Annotated in this window: 12 protein-coding genes; 7 read left to right on the top strand and 5 right to left on the bottom strand. The window is 71.4% G+C overall.

The genetic code is table 11. The features are described from left to right. Positions 1 to 14: 14 nt before the first annotated feature. Both ACX9MN_RS29035 and ACX9MN_RS29040 read right to left on the bottom strand, forming a co-directional pair. On the bottom strand, positions 15 to 809 hold the full coding sequence (locus ACX9MN_RS29035; RefSeq protein WP_100251364.1) for a YoaK family protein: 795 nt from the start codon (positions 807 to 809) through the stop codon (positions 15 to 17). Between the two features lie 69 nt (positions 810 to 878). Beyond that, a complete protein-coding gene (locus ACX9MN_RS29040; RefSeq protein ID WP_489726124.1) occupies positions 879 to 1,826 on the bottom strand; it encodes a class I SAM-dependent DNA methyltransferase in 948 nt (315 codons plus the stop codon). Positions 1,827 to 1,894: 68 nt separating this feature from the next. On the opposite strand from ACX9MN_RS29040, the gene ACX9MN_RS29045 reads away from it, so the two are divergent. From ACX9MN_RS29045 to ACX9MN_RS29060, 4 genes are all read left to right on the top strand, one after another. After that, positions 1,895 to 2,950, top strand: coding sequence for a ligase-associated DNA damage response exonuclease (locus tag ACX9MN_RS29045; RefSeq protein ID WP_091926125.1), 1,056 nt, complete (start codon positions 1,895 to 1,897; stop codon positions 2,948 to 2,950). Further along, positions 2,947 to 4,665, top strand: a complete 1,719-nt coding sequence (locus tag ACX9MN_RS29050; protein ID WP_489726125.1) for a cisplatin damage response ATP-dependent DNA ligase — start codon at positions 2,947 to 2,949, stop codon at positions 4,663 to 4,665. Before ACX9MN_RS29045 ends, ACX9MN_RS29050 begins: the two co-directional genes overlap by 4 nt. Next, positions 4,662 to 5,144, top strand: a complete 483-nt coding sequence (locus tag ACX9MN_RS29055; protein ID WP_489726126.1) for a secondary thiamine-phosphate synthase enzyme YjbQ — start codon at positions 4,662 to 4,664, stop codon at positions 5,142 to 5,144. Before ACX9MN_RS29050 ends, ACX9MN_RS29055 begins: the two co-directional genes overlap by 4 nt. 138 nt (positions 5,145 to 5,282) lie before the next feature. Continuing rightward, positions 5,283 to 6,074 (top strand): flagellar hook basal-body protein, encoded by a 792-nt coding sequence (locus tag ACX9MN_RS29060; protein ID WP_489726127.1) that lies wholly within the window; start codon positions 5,283 to 5,285, stop codon positions 6,072 to 6,074. 10 nt (positions 6,075 to 6,084) lie between these two features. Here ACX9MN_RS29060 and ACX9MN_RS29065 read toward each other — a convergent pair whose 3' ends face one another. From ACX9MN_RS29065 to ACX9MN_RS29075, 3 genes are all read right to left on the bottom strand, one after another. Further along, the gene (locus ACX9MN_RS29065) at positions 6,085 to 7,620 is read right to left on the bottom strand and encodes an efflux transporter outer membrane subunit (RefSeq protein ID WP_100251369.1); all 1,536 of its coding nucleotides are present in this window, start codon (positions 7,618 to 7,620) and stop codon (positions 6,085 to 6,087) included. 143 nt (positions 7,621 to 7,763) lie between these two features. Next, complete coding sequence (locus ACX9MN_RS29070; protein WP_091679655.1) at positions 7,764 to 10,913, bottom strand: efflux RND transporter permease subunit; 3,150 nt, start codon at positions 10,911 to 10,913, stop codon at positions 7,764 to 7,766. An 11-nt stretch (positions 10,914 to 10,924) separates the two neighbouring features. After that, positions 10,925 to 12,247 (bottom strand): efflux RND transporter periplasmic adaptor subunit, encoded by a 1,323-nt coding sequence (locus ACX9MN_RS29075; protein ID WP_091679652.1) that lies wholly within the window; start codon positions 12,245 to 12,247, stop codon positions 10,925 to 10,927. Between the two features lie 293 nt (positions 12,248 to 12,540). Here ACX9MN_RS29075 and ACX9MN_RS29080 point away from each other — a divergent pair, with 293 nt between their 5' ends. The 3 genes from ACX9MN_RS29080 (at position 12,541) to ACX9MN_RS29090 (ending at position 18,314) form a co-directional block, all read left to right on the top strand. Next, positions 12,541 to 13,548 carry a CobW family GTP-binding protein gene (locus ACX9MN_RS29080; RefSeq protein ID WP_489726128.1) on the top strand — a complete coding sequence of 336 codons (1,008 nt, stop codon included), beginning with the start codon at positions 12,541 to 12,543 and terminating at the stop codon, positions 13,546 to 13,548. Positions 13,549 to 13,657: 109 nt separating this feature from the next. Next, positions 13,658 to 14,932: an O-antigen ligase family protein gene (locus ACX9MN_RS29085; protein WP_091926133.1), complete on the top strand. Its 1,275-nt coding sequence runs from the start codon at positions 13,658 to 13,660 to the stop codon at positions 14,930 to 14,932. A 46-nt stretch (positions 14,933 to 14,978) separates the two neighbouring features. Further along, positions 14,979 to 18,314 carry an ATP-binding protein gene (locus ACX9MN_RS29090; RefSeq protein ID WP_489726129.1) on the top strand — a complete coding sequence of 1,112 codons (3,336 nt, stop codon included), beginning with the start codon at positions 14,979 to 14,981 and terminating at the stop codon, positions 18,312 to 18,314. Positions 18,315 to 18,431 lie beyond the last annotated feature (117 nt).

The following is an 18,431-nucleotide window of genomic DNA, read 5'->3' on the forward strand; positions in this document are numbered from 1 at the left end:
GCCGCGGCCGGGTCTCAGTGGATCGCGTCGATGACCTCGGCCTTCGGGCTGGCGTCGGGCGCCGGGGAGGAGCCCGCCACCAGGGTGCTGCCCGGCTTGGCGATGGTCAGGACGATCGCGATCATCGCCAGGATGGCGGCCAGCGCCGCCGGGAAGAGGAAGGCCGATTCGCCGTAGCGCATGTCGAGCAGGCCGCCGACGACGGCGCCGGTGCTGAGCCCGGCCCAGAGCGGCGCCTGGATCCAGAAGGACGGCGCCACCGTGCCGAGCAGCAGGTTGGCGCAGCCCGTGCCGAAACGCACCACGGCGCCCGTGACGTAGGTGAGCGCCAGGGAGCGGCCGCCCTCGTCCTGCAGCGTCGCGTTCTGGAGGCCCAGCGCCAGGACGATCGGGTAGGCGTGGAGCGGGTAGGCGAAGGTGCCCCAGGGCATCAGCAGGCCGCCGGCGAGCAGCAGGGCCTGGAGCGTCAGCAGGACGGCGAGACGCCAGCGCCCGACCCAGGCGGCGATCAGCGTCCCCAGGAAGGCGCCGAAGCAGAACATGCAGATGGTGCTGGCGACGCGGCTGACGTTCTCCCAGTCGGCGTTGGCCACCGCCACGCCGAAGCGGGTGGTGTTGCCTGACATGAACGACATGAAGAGCTGCGAGAATTCCAGGAAGCCGATGGAATCGGCGCAGCCCGCGAGCGCCGCGAGGGCGATCGCGAAAGGGATGCGGGTTCGCGGATCGGCGGGAAACGACTTGTCGGCCGGTGGCTCAGATTTCCGCTCCGGTGCTGCACCACCTGTCCGACTTCCGTATTCCGCCATGCTGATCCCCCGATCGAGCCGCCGCGCCTAGTCGCGGTCGACTGACAATGGACGAATAGCGGAGCGGTTTCATGCCGATGTGCGCCGCAACACAACGACGCGCCCCGGCACCGGCCGTCCGCCCTCGCGACGGACTTCCGCCGGTCTCGTCGTCAGCAGCTCCAATCTGGACGCGGCTGCCGTCGCCGCGATGTGGGCCTCCGCGTGGGCGTAGCGGCCGTCCGCGCCCAGGACGGAGCCGGGGCCGTCGTGGGATTGCACCGTGACGGCACCGAGCCCGCCCGTCCGCAGGACCCGCCCCACCCGCGCCAGGAACGTCGCGAGATCCGCGACGTAGATCAGGACATCCGCGGCGAGGCAGAGGTCGGCCGACGCCTCCGGCAGGTCGGTCAGGGCGGCGCCGATGTCGCCCTCGACGAGGCGCTCGTAGAGCGGCCGACCCCGCGCCGTCTTGGCCCGCGCCAGCGCCAGCATCCCGGGGGAGAGGTCGATCCCGGTCAGATGATCGACCCGGTCGCGCACGACCTCGCCCATCAGCCCCGTGCCGCAGCCGAGATCGAGACCGACCGCGAAGCGCTCCGGAACGCGCGGCAGGGCGTCGCGGACGAGTTGCGGGCCGACATAGCCGAGGCCGTCCACGAGGTGGCGCTCGAAGCGCGGCGCGTAGCCGTCGAACAGGGCGCGGACATAGGCCGGCGACAGGACCGGGAGGGTGTCGCCGCCGCCCAGGCGGGCGAGGTGCGTGCGCACGCCCAGCCTGTCCTCGGGATCGATGGCGAGGGCGCGGGCATAGGCCCGCGCCGCCGCGTCGCGCAGGGCCGGATCGGTGCCGGCGGCGGCCAGACCCGCGCGCGCCCGGCCCAGCAGGAGCCAGGCCGGCGCGTAGCGCGGGGCGCGTTCCAAGACCTGCTCGGCGAGGTCGGCGGCGCCCGCGTGGTCGCCCTCGGCGAGGCAGGCCTCGGCGTAGCGGTAGCGGCGATCGGCGAGAAGGTCGCCGGAACTGAGCTGCGAGGCCATGCGTCTGCCGGGTCGGGGGCGCCTATATACCGGGGCCACCGGCGGACTCCACCGGCAGCACGGACCCGATGCCGATACGCGCCAGCGATCTCCTCACCCTGACCCGCGAGGGTCTCTACTGCCCCCTCGGGCGCTTCCACGTCGATCCGACCTGGCCCGTGGAGCGCGCGCTGATCACGCACGGGCACGCCGATCACGCCCGCGCGGGCCACGGCCGGGTGCTGGCGACGCCCGAGACCCTGCGGATCATGGCGGTGCGCTACGGCGCGGATTTCTGCCGCCAGCGGCAGGAGGCGCAGCTCGGCGCGGCGCTCCGCGTCGGCGACGTGACCGTGCGCTTCGCCCCGGCCGGCCACGTCCTCGGGTCGGCACAGATCGCCATCGAGCGGGACGGCGTCCGCGTCGTGGTGTCGGGCGACTACAAGCGCGCGCCGGACCCGACGTGCCTGCCCTTCGAGGTCGTGCCCTGCGACGTGTTCATCACCGAGGCGACCTTCGGACTGCCGGTCTTCACTCATCCCGATACGCGGGGCGAGGTCCGCAAGCTCCTCGAATCGGTGAAGCTGTTCCCGGAGCGCGCCCACATCGTGGGCGCCTACGCGCTCGGCAAGGCGCAGCGAGTGATGGCGCTCCTGCGCGAGGAGGGCTGGGACCGCCCGATCCACCTGCACGGCGCCATGGAGAAGCTGACGACGCTCTACAAGGAGGAGGGCGTGCCGCTCGGCGACACGCCCAAGGTCGTGGCCGCCGAGCGGAAGGACCTGCACGGGGCGATCGTGCTCTGCCCGCCCTCGTCGATCCAGGACCTGTGGTCCCGCAAGTTCCCCGACCCGGTGACCTGCTTCGCCTCGGGCTGGATGCGGGTGCGCGCCCGCGCCCGCCAGAAGGGCGTCGAGCTGCCGCTGGTGATCTCCGACCATTCCGACTGGCCGGACCTGTGCCGCACCATCCGCGACACCGGCGCCGGGGAGGTCTGGGTGACGCACGGCCAAGAGGACGCGCTGGTCCACTGGTGCGGGACCCAGGGGATCCGGGCGAAGCCGCTCCACCTGCTCGGCTACGGCGATGACGGCGAGGTCGAGGGGACCTCGGAGGCGGGCTCCGGGGCGGAGGCGGCGGCGTGAACGACTTCGCCCACCTGCTCGACCGCCTCGCCTACGAGCCGCGCCGCAACGCCAAGCTGCGCATGCTCCAGGACTACTTCGCGCGCACGCTCGATCCCGAGCGCGGCTACGCACTCGGTGCCATGACCGGCACGCTGAGCTTCCGCGAGGCCAAGCCGGCCCTGATCCGGGGACTGGTCGAGGAGCGGATCGACCCGGTGCTGTTCCGGCTGTCGCACAATTACGTGGGCGACCTCGCGGAGACGACGGCGCTGATCTGGCCGGGACCGGCGGAGGCGCCGCGGGAACCGGGCCCCGGCCACAACAACCCGCCGCCGCATGTCCCGACCCTGGCCGAGGTCGTGGAAACCCTCGCGACCATCCCCAAGCGCGATCTGCCCCGCCATCTCGCCGACTGGCTCGACGCCCTCGACGAGACCGGGCGCTGGGCGCTCCTGAAGCTGGTCACCGGCAACCTGCGGGTCGGCGTCTCGGCGCGGCTCGCCAAGACGGCGGTCGGTGCGCTGGGCGGCCACGACGCCGACGCCGTCGAGGAGGTCTGGCACGGGCTGACTCCACCCTTCGAGACCTTGTTCGCCTGGGTCGAGGGCCGGGCCGAGCGGCCCGAGACCCTGAACCCCGCGCCGTTCCGGCCGCCGATGCTGTCGCATCCGATCGAGGAGGAGGCCGACCTCGAGAAGCTGGAGGCCGGGGCGTTCTCGGCCGAGTGGAAGTGGGACGGCATCCGCGTCCAGCTCGTCGGTGGTCTCGACCGGGCCGGCCAGCAGGTCGGGAAGGTCTATTCGCGCACCGGCGAGGACATCACCGGGGCGTTCCCGGACCTCGCCGAAGCCATCACCTTCGCGGGCGCCCTCGACGGCGAGCTGCTGATCCTCCGCGAGCGGCGGGTGCAGAGCTTCAACGTGCTGCAGCAGCGCCTGAACCGGAAGGCCGTGACGGGCAAGCTCCTGGAGGAGTTCCCGGCCCACGTGCGGGCCTACGACCTCCTCACCCTGGAGGGCGACGACCTTCGGGCAGAACCCTTCGCGGAGCGGCGGCGGAAGCTGGAGGCGCTGGTCACGCGCCTCGACCACGCGCGGATCGACATCTCGCCGCTCGTGCCCTTCGCGGACTGGGAGGCCCTGGCGGCCGCCCGGGCGGACCCGGCCTCGGTGGGCGCCGGCGCGGATGCCGACGCCATCGAGGGCGTGATGCTCAAGCGCCTCAACAGCCCCTACCTGCCGGGACGCCCCAAGGGACCCTGGTGGAAGTGGAAGCGCGAGCCGCACATCGTCGACGCCGTGATGATGTATGCCCAGCGCGGGCACGGGAAGCGCTCGTCCTTCTACTCGGACTACACGTTCGGGGTCTGGCGGGAGGCGCCCGAGGGCGGCGACGAGCTGGTGCCAGTGGGCAAGGCCTATCACGGCTTCACCGACGCCGAGCTCGCCAAGCTCGACCGCTACGTCCGCAACAACACCACCAAGCGGTTCGGTCCGGTGCGCGAGGTCGCCCACGGCCGCGAGGCCGGGCTCGTCCTCGAGATCGCCTTCGAGGGCGTGCAGCGCTCGACCCGGCACAAGTCGGGGGTGGCGATGCGCTTTCCCCGGGTCAGCCGCATCCGCTGGGACAAGCCGCCCGCGGAGGCCGACCGGATCGACGTGCTGGAACGGATCCTCGCCCGCGGCGAGCGCGAGATCGCGCCGGGCACGACCTTATCGGAGACGACCACATGAGGCAGGGACACGGGCGGGACGGCAGGATCGGGCCGGTCGAGGCGCTGGCCTCCGGTCCGGTGGAGCGCCACGCCAGCGCGCGCCTCACCGTCGCGACCCCGGGACCGGGCTTCACGGACTTCACCGCCGCGGTGGCCGCGTTCGTGCGCGACAGCGGCGTCCGGGACGGGCTCGTCACGGTGTTCTGCCGGCACACCTCGGCCTCGCTAACCATCCAGGAGAACGCCGATCCCGACGTCCAGACCGACCTGATGGCCGCGCTCGACGGCTTCGCGCCGCGCCACGCCGGCTACGTCCACGGCGCCGAGGGGCCGGACGACATGCCGGCCCATATCCGCACCCTGGTCACCGATTCGGCCCTGACCATCCCGCTGGTCGGCGGGGCGCTGGCGCTCGGCACCTGGCAGGGGATCTACCTGATCGAGCACCGCGACCGGCCGCACCGGCGGGAGATCGTGCTGAGCGTCCTCGGGGCGTGACGCGTCCGCCGGCATGGCGCGCGCGCGGCGCGGGCCGGCTCAGCAACACGCGGTCACACACCGTCGGTTAACCATAGTGGGTCCTTATCGGCTTCCGTCGGATCGGGGACCGTGCCGCTCCGGCGAACGGAGACCCCGATGGGCCTTTACACCGCGCTCTCGAACTCGATTTCCGGCGCCTCGGCGCAGTCGCTGGCCCTGAACAACATCTCGGGGAACATCGCCAACACCCAGACGGTGGGCTTCAAGTCCACCGAGACGCGGTTCGCCGACATGCTGGCCGAGACCCGGGACGGCACGCAGCTGACCGGCGGCGTGCTGCCGAGCACGCGCAACAGCCTCAACATCCAGGGCACGATGCAGTCGACCGGTGTGGCGACCAACCTCGCGATCTCGGGCAACGGCTACTTCGTCGTCAAGAAGAACACCGGGACGCCGGACAGCCCGGCCTTCGCCGGCGACACCGGCTACACGCGGCGCGGCGACTTCGCGCCGGACGCCAGCGGCTACCTCTCCAACGGCGCGGGCTACTACCTGTTCGCCGGCCCCTCGGCGACGACCCCCGTCCAGGTTCCGACCGGGGCGAGCACCCTGGCGAGCCTCGCGGTCTCGCCCGCCGGCACCCTCACGGGCACGGCCGCGGACGGCAGCACCCTGGCCCTCGGCACGCTGCAGCTGGCGCAGTTCGGCATGCAGGACAACCTCGCCTCGCTCGATGGCGGCACCTACGTGGCCAGCGGCCAGTCCGGTACGCCGAGCTACGGCCTCAACGGCGCGACCATCACGGCCGGCTCGGTGGAGCAGTCGAATGCCGGGATCTCAGATCAGTTCTCGAAGATGATCGAGACCCAGCAGGCCTACACGGCCAACACCAAGGTCATGAGCACCACCGACCAGATGCTGCAGGACGCCATCGCGATGTACACCTGAGGCGGCCCCGTCAGAGGAACTTCAGCGGGTCCTTCTCGGGCGGGGGCGGCGCCACGTCGGCGCGGTTCCACCAGCCGCCGCCGAGGGCCACGAACAGCGCGGCGGTGTCGGCGTACTGGGTGGCGCGCGCCGCCGCCGAGGTCACCAGCGCCGAGAGGTAGCCCTGCTGGGCGATCAGCACCTGCGAGGAGGTGATCGCCCCGGCCGTGTACTGCTTGCGGATCAGCGCGAGGCTCTGGTTCGTGGCGCTCACCGCGGCGTCGGCGGCGGCCACGGCCTTCGCGTCGGCCTGGAGCGCGCGCAGCGCGTCCGCGACGTTCTGGAAGGCGGTGATCACCGTCGCCTTGTACTGCGCCTGCGCCTCCGTCAGCGATTCCTCGGCGGCCCGCTGGCGCCGGAACAGGGTGCCGGCATCGAAGATCGGCGCCGTCGCCTGCCCGATGATCGTGAAGAACGCCGCCCCCGGGTTGGCGATCTGGGCGATCCGCGTGGCGCTGGAGCCGCCCGTGGCGGTCAGGCTGAACTGCGGCAGGCGGTTCGCCACCGCGACGCCGACATTGGCGCTCGCCTGCTGCACCAGGGCCTCCGCCGCCTTCACGTCGGGGCGCTGCTGCACGAGCCGCGAGGGCAGGCTCACCGGGAGCCGGGTCGGCAGGCGCAGGGCGGCGAGGTCGAAGGTCTCGGAGACCTCGTCGGAAGGCAGGCGTCCTGCCAGCGCGGTCAGCAGGTTGCGCTGCTGCGCGAGCGCCTTCTCCAGCGGCGGCAGGAGCTGCTGCGACAGCGCCAGCGCGGCCTGCTGCTGCACCACGTCGGCCCCGGCGATCTGACCCAGCGAGAGCTGCTTGTTGTAGAGCTGCAGGACCTCGGTCTGCGCCTGGATCACCTTGCGGGTCGCGTCGATCTGCGCCCGCAGGGACGCTTCCTGGATCGCGGCGGCGACGACGTTGGCGGTCAGGCTCAGGTAGGCCGCCTCCAGCTGGAAGCGCTGGTTCTCGGTGGTGGCCTCCAGCGACTCGATCTGCCGGCGATTCCCGCCGAACACGTCGGGATTGTACGAGACCACCGCCTGCGGCGTGGACAGGCTGTAGAGGTACCGGCTCTGATTGTTGAGGGGCGATTGCAGGTCGAGGCCGGGCGCTAGCGCCCCCTGGACCTGTGGCGTCGCGGTCAGGCTCGGGTAGAGGGTGCCCTTCTGGGCCAGCACGTTCTGCTGCGCCACCCGCAGGGAGGCCTGCGCGGCCTCCAGCGTCGGGTTGTTGGCGAGCGCCTGCTCGACGACGCGGTTCAGGGCCTTCGAGTGGAACAGCCTCCACCACTCGCCCGGGATGTCGGCGCCGGACACGAAGCTCTGGTCGGCCGAGCCGCCCTGCCGGGTCCGGATGTTGTCGGCCGCGGAGGGATTCTGCAGCGGTTCCCTGGTGTAGCGGCCGACCGGCGGAGCCTCGGGCGCCACGAAGTTCGGGCCGACCGCGCAGGCCGACAGGCCCAGGGAGGCCGCCAGCCACGCGGTCGCCCGTCCGCACCGTCTCGGCGCAAAGCTCACCATCCCGCCCCCGAAAACCTCACCTCGGTAGAGCGGCGCGACCCGCTGCCAAGTCAATCCGACCATCCCCGGGCGGCGCGCGCGGTGTGGCCGTTGTGGCCCCCCTGCAACGGGCCGCGCGCCGGCCCGCGGGGTCGTGAGCCGGCTCACGCGGCGGCCCGGTGCGCGGGCCGCGCCCGGGCGTCCGGGTTCGGGCGGCGGCGGGAGAACAGTGAGATCAGCACCGGGACGATCACGAGGATCAGGTTCGGCGCCAGGATGATGCCGCCCACCACCACGAGCGCCAGCGGCTTCTGCACCTGCGAGCCGATGCCGGTGGAGACCGCGGCCGGCAGCAGGCCGACGCAGGCCGCCACGCAGGTCATCATCACCGGGCGCATGCGGACCACGGCGGCGTGCCAGACCGCCTCCTGCCGCTTCCAGCCCTCGTCGAGCAGCTGGTTGTAGTAGGCGAGCAGGATCACCCCCTCCATGGTCGAGATCCCGAACAGCGCGATGAAGCCGATCGCCGCCGAGATCGAGAACGGCGTGCCGGTCAGCGCCAGGGCGAAAATGCCGCCGATCATCGCCATCGGGATGACCGACAGGGTCAGCAGCATGTCGGCCACCGATGAGAAGTTGATGTAGAGGAGCAGCGCAATCAGCAGCAGCGTGATCGGCACCACGAGGCTGAGGCGGGCGGCCGCCTCCTTCAGGTTGGTGAACTGGCCGACCCATTCCAGCCGGTAGCCTGGCGGGAGGTCGACCGCGTCGGCGACCTTTCGCTGGGCCTCGAGCACGGCGCTGCCGAGGTCGCGGCCGCGCACCGAGAACTTCACCGGGATGTAGCGCTGCTGGTCCTCGCGGTAGATGAACGAGGCGCCGGAGACGAGGTCGACGTCGGCGATCTCGGAGAGCGGCACCTGGATCACGCCGCCGTTGGGGTTCTGGGCGCCGACCGCGATGTTGCGGATGCCGGCGAGCGAGGAGCGGTACTCCTTGGCGAGCCGCACCCGCATCGGGAAGTGGCGGTCGGAGCCGTACTCGTAGAGGTCGCCCGCGGTCTGGCCGCCGATCGCCGCCTGGATCGTGGTGTTCACGTCGCCGATCGAGAGGCCGTAGCGGGCGGCCTTGTGGCGGTCGACGTCGATCCGCACCGTCGGCTGGCCGAGGGATTCGAACACCGACAGGTCGGTGACGCCCGGGACGGTGGCGAGCGCGGCCTTGACGGCGTTGGCGGTCTTGGTGAGCTGCGCGAGGTCGTTGCCGTAGATCTTGACCGAGTTCTCGCCCTTCACGCCCGAGGCCGCCTCCTGGACGTTGTCCTCGATATACTGCGAGAAGTTGAACTCGATACCGGGGAATTCGGCCTCCAGTTTCTTGCTGAGGTCCTGGATCAGGGTCTCCTTGTCGAGGCCCTTGCGCCACTGATCGATCGGCTTGAGCGGCGCCAGGATCTCGACGTTGAAGAAGCCGGTGGCGTCGGTGCCGTCGTTCGGGCGGCCCTGGTGGGACAGGACGGTGGTGACCTCCGGAACCTCCTGGAAGATCTTGCGCATGCGCTGGACGTAGCCGTTGCCGGCCTCCAGCGAGATCGAGGACGGCATCGTCCCGCGCACGTAGAGGTTGCCCTCCTCGAGACGCGGCAGGAACTCGAGGCCGAGATTGCGGGCCGTGAGGCCCGAGACCAGCAGCACCGCCAGCATCACGGCGATCGCCAGGACCCGGTTGCGCAGGCCGAAGCGCAGAGCCGCCTCGTGGCCGACGCGCAGCACCCGCACGATCAGGGTGTCGCGCTCCTCGAGCTTCTTCGGCAGCATCAGGGCCGAGAGCGCGGGCGAGACGGTGAAGGTCGCCAGCAGGCCGCCGAGCAGCGCGTACGCGTAGGTCTTGGCCATCGGGCCGAAGATGTGGCCCTCGACGCCGGTCATCGTGAACAGCGGCAGGAAGCCGACGATGATGATCGTCGCCGAGAAGAAGATCGCCCGGTTCACCTCACGGCCAGCGATCGCGATGGTGCCGAGCCGCCCGGTGAGGCCGTCGGGCGGATCCTCGCCCTTCACGTGATCGGGCTCGGCGATGTGGCGGAAGACGTTCTCCACCATGATCACGGTCGCGTCGACGATCAGGCCGAAATCGATCGCGCCGAGCGACAGCAGGTTGGCCGAGTCGCCGCGCACCACCAGGATCAGGATCGCGAAGCCGAGCGCGAACGGGATCGTGGCTGCCACGATGATCGCGCTCGTGAGCGAGCCGAGGAACAGCCACTGCACCACGAAGACCAGCACCACGCCGAAAACGAGGTTGTGCATCACCGTGTGGGTGGTGGTGTGGATCAGGCCCGAGCGGTCGTAGATCCGCTCGATCTTCACGTCGGGCGGCAGGATCGTGGAGCTGTTGATCTTGTCGATCTCGGCCTCGACCCGCTCCAGCGTCGGCAGGCTCTTGCCGCCGCGGGTCATGAGCACGATGCCCTCGACGATGTCGGGCTGGTTGTCGTGCCCGACGATGCCGAGGCGCGGGGCGTTCGACACGCGCACCTCCGCCACGTCCCGCACCAGCACCGGGGTGCCGTTGACGAGGCTGATCATCGTGTCGCGAATGTCGTCCATGTCGCGGATCAGGCCGATGCCGCGCACCACCGCCGATTGCTGCCCGACGTTCAGCGTCTGGCCGCCGACGTTGATCGAGGCGTTGTTCAGCGCGTTGGTCAGCTGCACCAGGGTCAGGCCCTGGGCCTGGAGGCGGTTCAGGTCGACCGCGACCTCGTACTCCTTGGCCTTGCCGCCGAAGGCCGTGACGTCGACGACGCCGGGGATCGCCTTGAACCGGCGCTGCAGCACCCAGTCCTGCAGGGTCTTCATGTCCATGGGCGAGTAGCCCGCCGGGCCGACGAGCTTGTAGCGCATGATCTCGCCCACCGGGCTCGTCGGCGAGATCTGCGGCGTGGCGCCGTTGGGCAGGGTCGGGGCCTGCGAAAGGCGGTTGAGGACCCGCTGCAGCGCCTGCTCGTACGTGTACTCGTAGTTGAACTGGACCTTCACGTCCGAGAGGCCGAACAGCGAGATCGTCCGCACCACCTGGGCGTTCGGGATGCCGGCGAGCGCCACCTCCAGGGGGATGGTGATGTAGCGCTCGATCTCGTCGGCCGACTGGCCTGGATTCTGGGTGATCACGTCGACGAGCGGCGGGACCGGATCCGGGTAGGCCTCGATGTTGAGCTGCGTGTAGGCGCCGTAGCCGACGCCGAGCATCACGACGAACAGCAGCACCACCAGCACGCGCTGGCGCAGCGAGAAGGCGATCAGGGCGTTCATCGGATCCCCGCTCAGGACGCCTTGTCGCCGGTGGCCGCCCGGTCGATGAACAGGGCCCCGCGGGTGACGACCTGCTCGCCCGCGCTCAGGCCTTGGACGACCTGGGCGTTGTCGCCGTTGATCAGGCCGAGCTTGATGTCGCGCGCCTCCACGGCGCCGTCGGGCCGCGCCACCCAGACGTGGGTGCGGTCGCCCTCGTACACGATGGCGGCCACCGGCACGCTCGGGCTCGGCTCACCCTTGCCGGTGATGATCGTGTAGGTGGCGAACATCTCCGGGCGCAGCACCCGGTCCGGGTTGTCGACCTCGCTGCGCACCGCGAGGCGCCGCGTCGCCGGGTCGAGGCTGGAGGCCATGTAGTTCACCCGGGCCTTGAACACCCGCGCGCCGAAGCCCGCCACCTTCGCCTCGACCTCCTGGCCGATGCGGATCTTGGGGATCTCGCTCTCGCGGACGTTGGCCACGAGCCAGACCGTCGACAGGTCGCCGATCACGAAGACCGGGTCGCTGGAGGCCGAGAGGTACTGCCCGATGCCGACCTTGCGCTGGACGATCGTGCCGGCGATCGGCGCCCGGATCTGCGTCTCGGCGCTCATCGTGCCGTTCTTCTCGAAGGCGGCGATCTCGGCGTCGGTCTTGCCCAGCAGGCGCAGGCGGCTCCGCACCGCGTCGAGGGCGCCCTCGGCGGTCTTCAGGTCGCTCTGGGCGGCGATGACGTCGTTCTGGGCCGACTGGTAGTCCTTCAGTGCCGTCGCGCGGGCCTGGAACAGCTCCTGCTGGCGCTGCGCGATGGTCTGGTCGAGCTTCAGGAGCGCCTGCTGCTTCTGGAGGTTGTTCACGGCCGCCTGATAGTCGTTCTGCGCCTGGACCATGTCGGTGGCCTCGAGCGTCAGCAGCACGTCGCCGGCCTTCACGTCGTCGCCGGCGCGGACCAGGACCTTCGTCACCCGGCCGGCATAGGGCGAGACCACCGGGACGTTGTCGTCCTCGTTGAGGGCGATCCGTCCCTCGGCCGAGCCCTCGGGCCGGAACACGAGGTTGGCGACCGGCAGGATCTCGAAGGCGGCGCGCTGCTCCTTGGAGGGCCGGAACACCCGCTCCACCGGGCCGGCCTTCTCCACGTCGATGCCCGGGTCGGGGTTGCCCGGGGCGAACAGCCCGGTCACGGCCGCGACGAGGTGCGCGGCGGCCTCGCGGGTCCGGTCGGGAAACGCGATGGCGGCGCCCAGGGCGGCCGCGAGCAGGACGGCGGCGATCAGCAGGCCGGGCCACCGGCGCCCGCGCGCGGGGACGGCGACGGCCTCGTCCTGGTCCAGCGGATTTCGGGCGTCCATGCGGATGATCTTCTAGGTCCGGACCGAGAGTCCGGGCTGGGTGACGAGAGTACGATACGTGCCCGGACGACGCCTACATCAATGCGGTCGCTGGTGCTTTTCTATGGCGCGCCGCGGGAAGATTCGGGCGGTACGGCGTGCCTAGAGCAAAGCTTGTCCGACAGGCAATCGATCCGGCGCCTCGGTCGCGAAACCGTGTGGCCCCGTCTTCCTTTGACGGGATTTGTTACAATATGACAACGCTCGCGGGTTCAGGCCCGCGCGATCCCGCACCCGTCACCGAAGAAGCCGTCATGTCCGATACGAGCAACGCTTCCGCCCCGGCCGCTCCCGGTTCCGCCGCCGGCAAGATCCCGGTCACCGTGCTCACCGGCTACCTCGGCGCGGGCAAGACCACGCTCCTCAACCGGATCCTCACCGAGAACCACGGCAAGCGCTACGCCGTGATCGTCAACGAGTTCGGCGAGATCGGCATCGACAACGACCTCGTCGTCGGCGCCGACGAGGAGGTGTTCGAGATGAACAACGGCTGCGTCTGCTGCACGGTGCGCGGCGACCTGATCCGGATCATGGACGGGCTGGTGAAGCGCCGGGGCAAGTTCGACGCGATCATCGTCGAGACGACCGGCCTCGCCGACCCGGCGCCCGTGGCGCAGACCTTCTTCGTCGACCAGGATGTCGGCGAGGCCGCCCGCCTCGACGCCGTGGTGACGGTGGCCGACGCCAAGTGGCTGTCCGACCGCCTGAAGGACGCGCCCGAGGCGAGGAACCAGATCGCCTTCGCGGACGTGATCTTGCTCAACAAGAGCGACCTCGTCTCCCCGGCCGACCTCGACCGCGTCGAGGCCGAGATCCGCACGATCAACCCGCTGGCCAAGCTCCACCGCACGCAGAACTGCGCCGTGCCCCTCGACGCGGTCCTCGAGCGCAACGCCTTCGACCTCGACCGCATCCTCGACGTCGAGCCCGACTTCCTCGAGGCAGGGCACCACCACCATCACGATTCCGACATCCGCTCGATCTCGGCCAAGATCGAGGGCGCGGTCGACCCGGACAAGTTCATGCCGTGGATCTCGAACCTCACCCAGTCGCAGGGTCCGGACATCCTGCGGTGCAAGGGGATCGTGGCCTTCCCCGACGAGCCGAAGCGCTTCGTCTTCCAGGGCGTGCACATGATCCTCGACGGCGACGTGCAGGGCGACTGGGGCCAGGACGAGGAGCGGGTCTCGCGGGTGGTGTTCATCGGCCGCAACCTCGATCCGGCGGCGATCAAGGAGGGCTTCGAGGCCTGCCGCGCCTGAACGGGCGCCGCCTCCCCGGCGCCCCGCGCCGGGAAGGCGATTCTCAACGTTTCCGTGGCATCACGGACGGCGCGGGCCCGCGTAACCGGCCCGCGGAGCCCGCGTATCCATGGCCCACACCGCAGCGCCCGCAGGCCCGGTCCCGTCCGGGTCGGCGGGCGGAATCCCGCTCATCGCGGCCGTCGAGGGGCTGGGCAAGGCGCTGTTCGCGGCGTTCGTCTTCTTCGCCTGCTTCGCCTTCTCGGAGACCTCGCCCTACGACGCGGTCGCGATCCCCACGATCCTGCTCTGGCTCTGCCTCGGCGTCCGGCTGCACCGCGGGGCGGTGCCCCTGGTGGCGCTCCTGCTCCTCTACCTCGCGGGCATCGTCACCGCGCTGCTGCCCTACCTGAACGAGGAGTTCCCGGTCACCTGGACGGTGCAGCTGGTCTATCTCTCGATCACCTGCATCTTCTTCGCGATGTTCTTCGCGGACGACACGCACGCCCGGATGGAGCTGGCGCTCAAGGCCTACACGGCGAGCTGCGTGTTCTCGGCGGCGCTGGGCATCGTCGGCTACCTGCAATGGCTCGGGATCGAGGACCTGTTCTACAAGTACGACCGGGCCTCGGGCACGTTCCAGGACCCGAACGTCTTCGGCTCGTTCCTGACGCTCGGCGCGCTCTACCTGATGCACGGCCTGCTCACCGGCTCCACGCGCCGGCCGCTCGTGTCCCTCGCCGGCCTGCTGATCATCGTGGCCGGCATCTTCCTGTCGTTCTCGCGCGGGTCCTGGGGCGGGAGCGCCGTCGCGGTGCTGCTGATGGTGGGATCGGTCTACGCCGGCAGCGACTCCCCGCGCCTGCGCCGCCGCATCGTGCTCCTGACCCTGGCGACCATCGTTCTCGGCACCGTCGCGGTGATCGGGCTGCTCTCGGTCGACCACGTCCACAAGATGTTCGAGACCCGGGCGGCCCTGACCCAGGACTACGACCAGGGCGAGACCGGCCGCTTCGGCAACCAGATCCGCGGCTTCGCCATGCTGCTGGAGCGGCCGTTCGGGATGGGGCCGATGCACTGGCGGCTGATCTTCGGGCTCGAACCGCACAATTCCTACATCGGCTCCTTCGCCAACGGCGGCTGGCTCGGCGGGGCCGTGTTCATCGGCCTCGTGGTGGCGACCGGCCTCGTCGGTTTCCGGCTCCTGGCGCGGCCGTCGCCGGTCCGGGCGCACGCCCAGATCGTCTGGCCGGCGCTGCTGATGTTCTTCCTGCAGGCCGTCCAGATCGACATCGAGAAGTGGCGCCACGTCTACATGATGCTGGGCATGGTCTGGGCGCTGGAGGCCGCGCGGTTGCGCATGGGCACGCGGCCGCAGGCGGGCGCGCTTGAAACGCGGCGCTAGGCGCGGCATCGCTCGGTCGCGGCCGATCGGCACCCGGAGACGGTACGTGAGCACACAGCCGGACAACGAGCGCGACCGGCTCGCGGCCCTCGAGGCCCTCGCGATCCTCGGGACACCGCCGGAACCGCATTTCGAGGCCGTCTGCCGGACCGCCCGGCGCCTGTTCGGCGTGCGCAGCGCGTTCGTGGCCTTCCTGGGCGACACGCACCAGTGGCTGAAGACGCCCTGTGCCGGGGTGCCGACCACGATGCGGCGGGACGAGAGCTTCTGCCAGCACACGATCCGCAGCGACGCCCTCGTGGTCGTCCCCGACGCGCGGCTCGACACGCGCTTCCGCGACCTGCCCGTGGCCGCCGCGCCGGACGGGATCCGGTTCTACGCGGGCATCGCCCTGAGCCTCCAGCCGGGCCTGCCGGTCGGAACCCTCTGCCTCGCCGATCCCGAGCCCCGCTCCGACTTCTCGCCCGAGGATGCGGCCGCCTTCCGCGACCTCGCCGAAATCGTCGTGGCGCATCTGCGCCTCACGGAGGCCAACGCGCGGCGCGACCGGGAGATCGCGCAGGCGGCGATCCGCGAGGCGCTGATCCGCGAGCAGCACCGGGAGATCAACGCTCGGGCCCGCGCCCAAGAGGCGGCGAACCACCAGCTCACCATGGCCGAGCAACTCGCCAGCGTCGGGAACTGGCGCGTGGATCTCGCGGACGGGCAGCCGGTCTGGTCGGCGAGCCTCTACGCCATCGCGGGCCGCGACCCGGCGACCCCGCCGCCGCATCTCGACGCCTTCTCGCAGATCTACCATCCCGACGACCGCGCCCGGCTCGAGGCGATCGTCGCCGACGCGATCGCCCGCGGGGTCCGGTTCGATTTCGAGGCCCGGCTGCTGCGGCCGGACGGCGCGCTGCGCGACGTGGTCGTGCGCGGCATGGCCCGGGGGGAGGGGGCGGGCGCCGGCCTGTTCGGCGTCCTGATCGACGTCACCGAGCGCCGGCGCGCCGAGGACGAGGTTCGCCGCAGCGAGCTGCGCTACCGGGGCCTCGCCGAGGCGCTGCCGCTCCTGGTCTGGACCATGCGGGTCGGGGACGGTCAGGCGACCTACGCCAACGCGCAGTTCCAGTCCTATTACGGGCCGATCGGGCCCGAGCGCGCGGAGCGCCTCGTCCGGAACCACCCCGAGGATGCCGCCGCCATGGAGGCGGCCTGGATCCGGGCGGTCGAGACCGGCACGGGCTACAGCGGCCAGTGGCGGATCCGGCGCCAGGACGGCGTCTACCGGTGGCACAAGCTCTCCCTGATCCCGATCCGCCTCGACCCGGCGGACGGCGCGGTGGCGGAGTGGCTCGGGACCGCCCTCGACGTCGACGACATCGTCACGGCGCGGCTCGCCGTCGAGGAGGCGAGCGGCCTGCTCGACATCGCCCTCGACGCCGCGGAGGCCGGCACCTGGGACTGGGACATGCGCACGGGGCTCGCCGTCCTCAGCCCGGAGAGCGCGCGGATGCACGGCCTGCCGGAGACCGGCGGCGCCCACACGATCTCGGCCTCCGCGTGGACGGCGCTGATCGATCCGGACGACGTCTCCGACGTCTGGAACGAGATCCGGCGGGCGGTCGAGTCCGGCACCCCCTACGCGGCCGAGTTCCGGGTCGGCGCGCGCTGGCTCTACGCGCGGGGCCGAACGCTCGGCGGCACCGACGGGCAGCCCCAGCGGATGGTCGGCCTCCACCTCGACATCACCGAGCGCAAGGCGGTCGAGGCGGCCCTGCGCACCGCCACGCGCGACGCCGAGGCGGCCCGCACCGAGGCGGAGCGGGCGAGCGCGGCCAAGAGCGAGTTCCTGGCCGCCATGAGCCACGAGATCCGCACCCCGCTGAACGGCATCCTGGGCTACGCCGAGCTGCTCCTCGACGGCGACGCGATCCAGAACGAGGACCGGCGGCGCCTCGAGCTGATCCAGAGTTCCGGCGCGGCCCTGCTCACGGTCGTCAACGACATCCTCGACTTCTCGAAGATCGAGGCCGGCGAGCTGACCCTCGATCCGGTCACCTTCCCGCTGGCCTCGACCGTCGACAGCACGGTCTCGATCGTGCGGGGCAGCGCGCTCCGCAGCGGACTCGCCATCGAGGCCCGGATCGACCCAGCCCTGCCGACCTTCGTGGTCGGCGATGCCGGGCGCCTGCGACAGGTGCTGCTCAACCTGCTGAACAACGCCGTGAAGTTCACGCCCGAGGGCTCGGTCACGGTGACCGCGGAGCGGGAGGGCGACGGCGTCGCCCCCGACGGGCGCCCCGGCGACGCGGTCCGGTTCTCCGTGGTCGATACCGGCATCGGCATCGCGCCGGCGCAGCAGGACCGGCTGTTCAAGCGGTTCAGCCAGGTCGACGGCTCGATCAGCCGGCGCTTCGGCGGCACCGGCCTCGGCCTCGCGATCTCCCGGCACCTCGTGTCGCTGATGGGCGGCGAGATCGGGGTCGAGAGCCGCGAGGGGGCGGGCTCGACCTTCTGGTTCCGGCTGGTGCTGCCCCGCGGCGAGCGGGACACCGCGGCCCCGGGCGCCGCGGCCGACGCGGGTGGGCCGTCGCGGCCGCTCCCGGCCGCGGCTCCGGCGGCCGGCGAGGTCCCGGGCGCGCCGCTGCGGCTGCTCCTCGTCGAGGACGTGCCGCTCAACCAGGAACTCGCCTGCGCGGTGCTCGAATCCCAGGGCTACGCGGTGGACGTGGCCGGGGACGGCGCCGAGGCGATCACGGCGGTCGGGTCGTCCGTCGCGGCCGGCCGGGCCTACGATCTCGTGCTGATGGACGTCCAGATGCCCCGCGTCGACGGGCTCACGGCCACGCGCCGCATCCGCGCCCTCGCGCCGCCCGCCTGCGACATCCCGATCGTCGCCATGACCGCCAACGTCCTGCCGTCGCAGATCGAGGAGCTGCGCGAGGCCGGGATGGACGACCATGTGGGCAAGCCGTTCCGGCGGGCCGACCTCTTCGCCACGATCAGCCGCTGGACGGCGCCGGGCGCGCGGCGGCCGGCGCGGGCCGAGGTGCCGCGCCGCCTGCCACAAGTCGATTCGGCCGTGCTCGACGCGGCAGTCCTGACCGAGATGGAGGCGAGCTTCGGCACCGATCGCGTCGGGGCGCTGCTCGATCTCCTGGCGAACGAGCTGTCCGAGCGGTTCCGGCCGAGCGAGACCGACCGCCTGCAGATCGCCCACGACGCGCACGCCCTGGTGGCGGCGGCCGGGCTGCTGGGCTTCGTCGGCCTGTCGAGCCTGTGCCGGGAGGTCGAGGCCGCCGCCCACGCGGGCGCCGACCTGATGCCGCTGATCCGGCGCCTGGAGATCCAGCGGGCGACCGCGCTCCGCGCCATCCGGCAGCTGCGCGCGGCGTGAGTCCGCGCGCGGTATCGAGGACCCTTTCCGTCGTCGCGGGCGGAGCGAAGTGACCCAGGGTCGGCGGGCCGCCGGTGAGCGCCGCGCTGCCCTGGATCGCCTACTCCGCTCGCAGAG

It is taken from the genome of Methylobacterium sp. 1A (assembly GCF_058072805.1).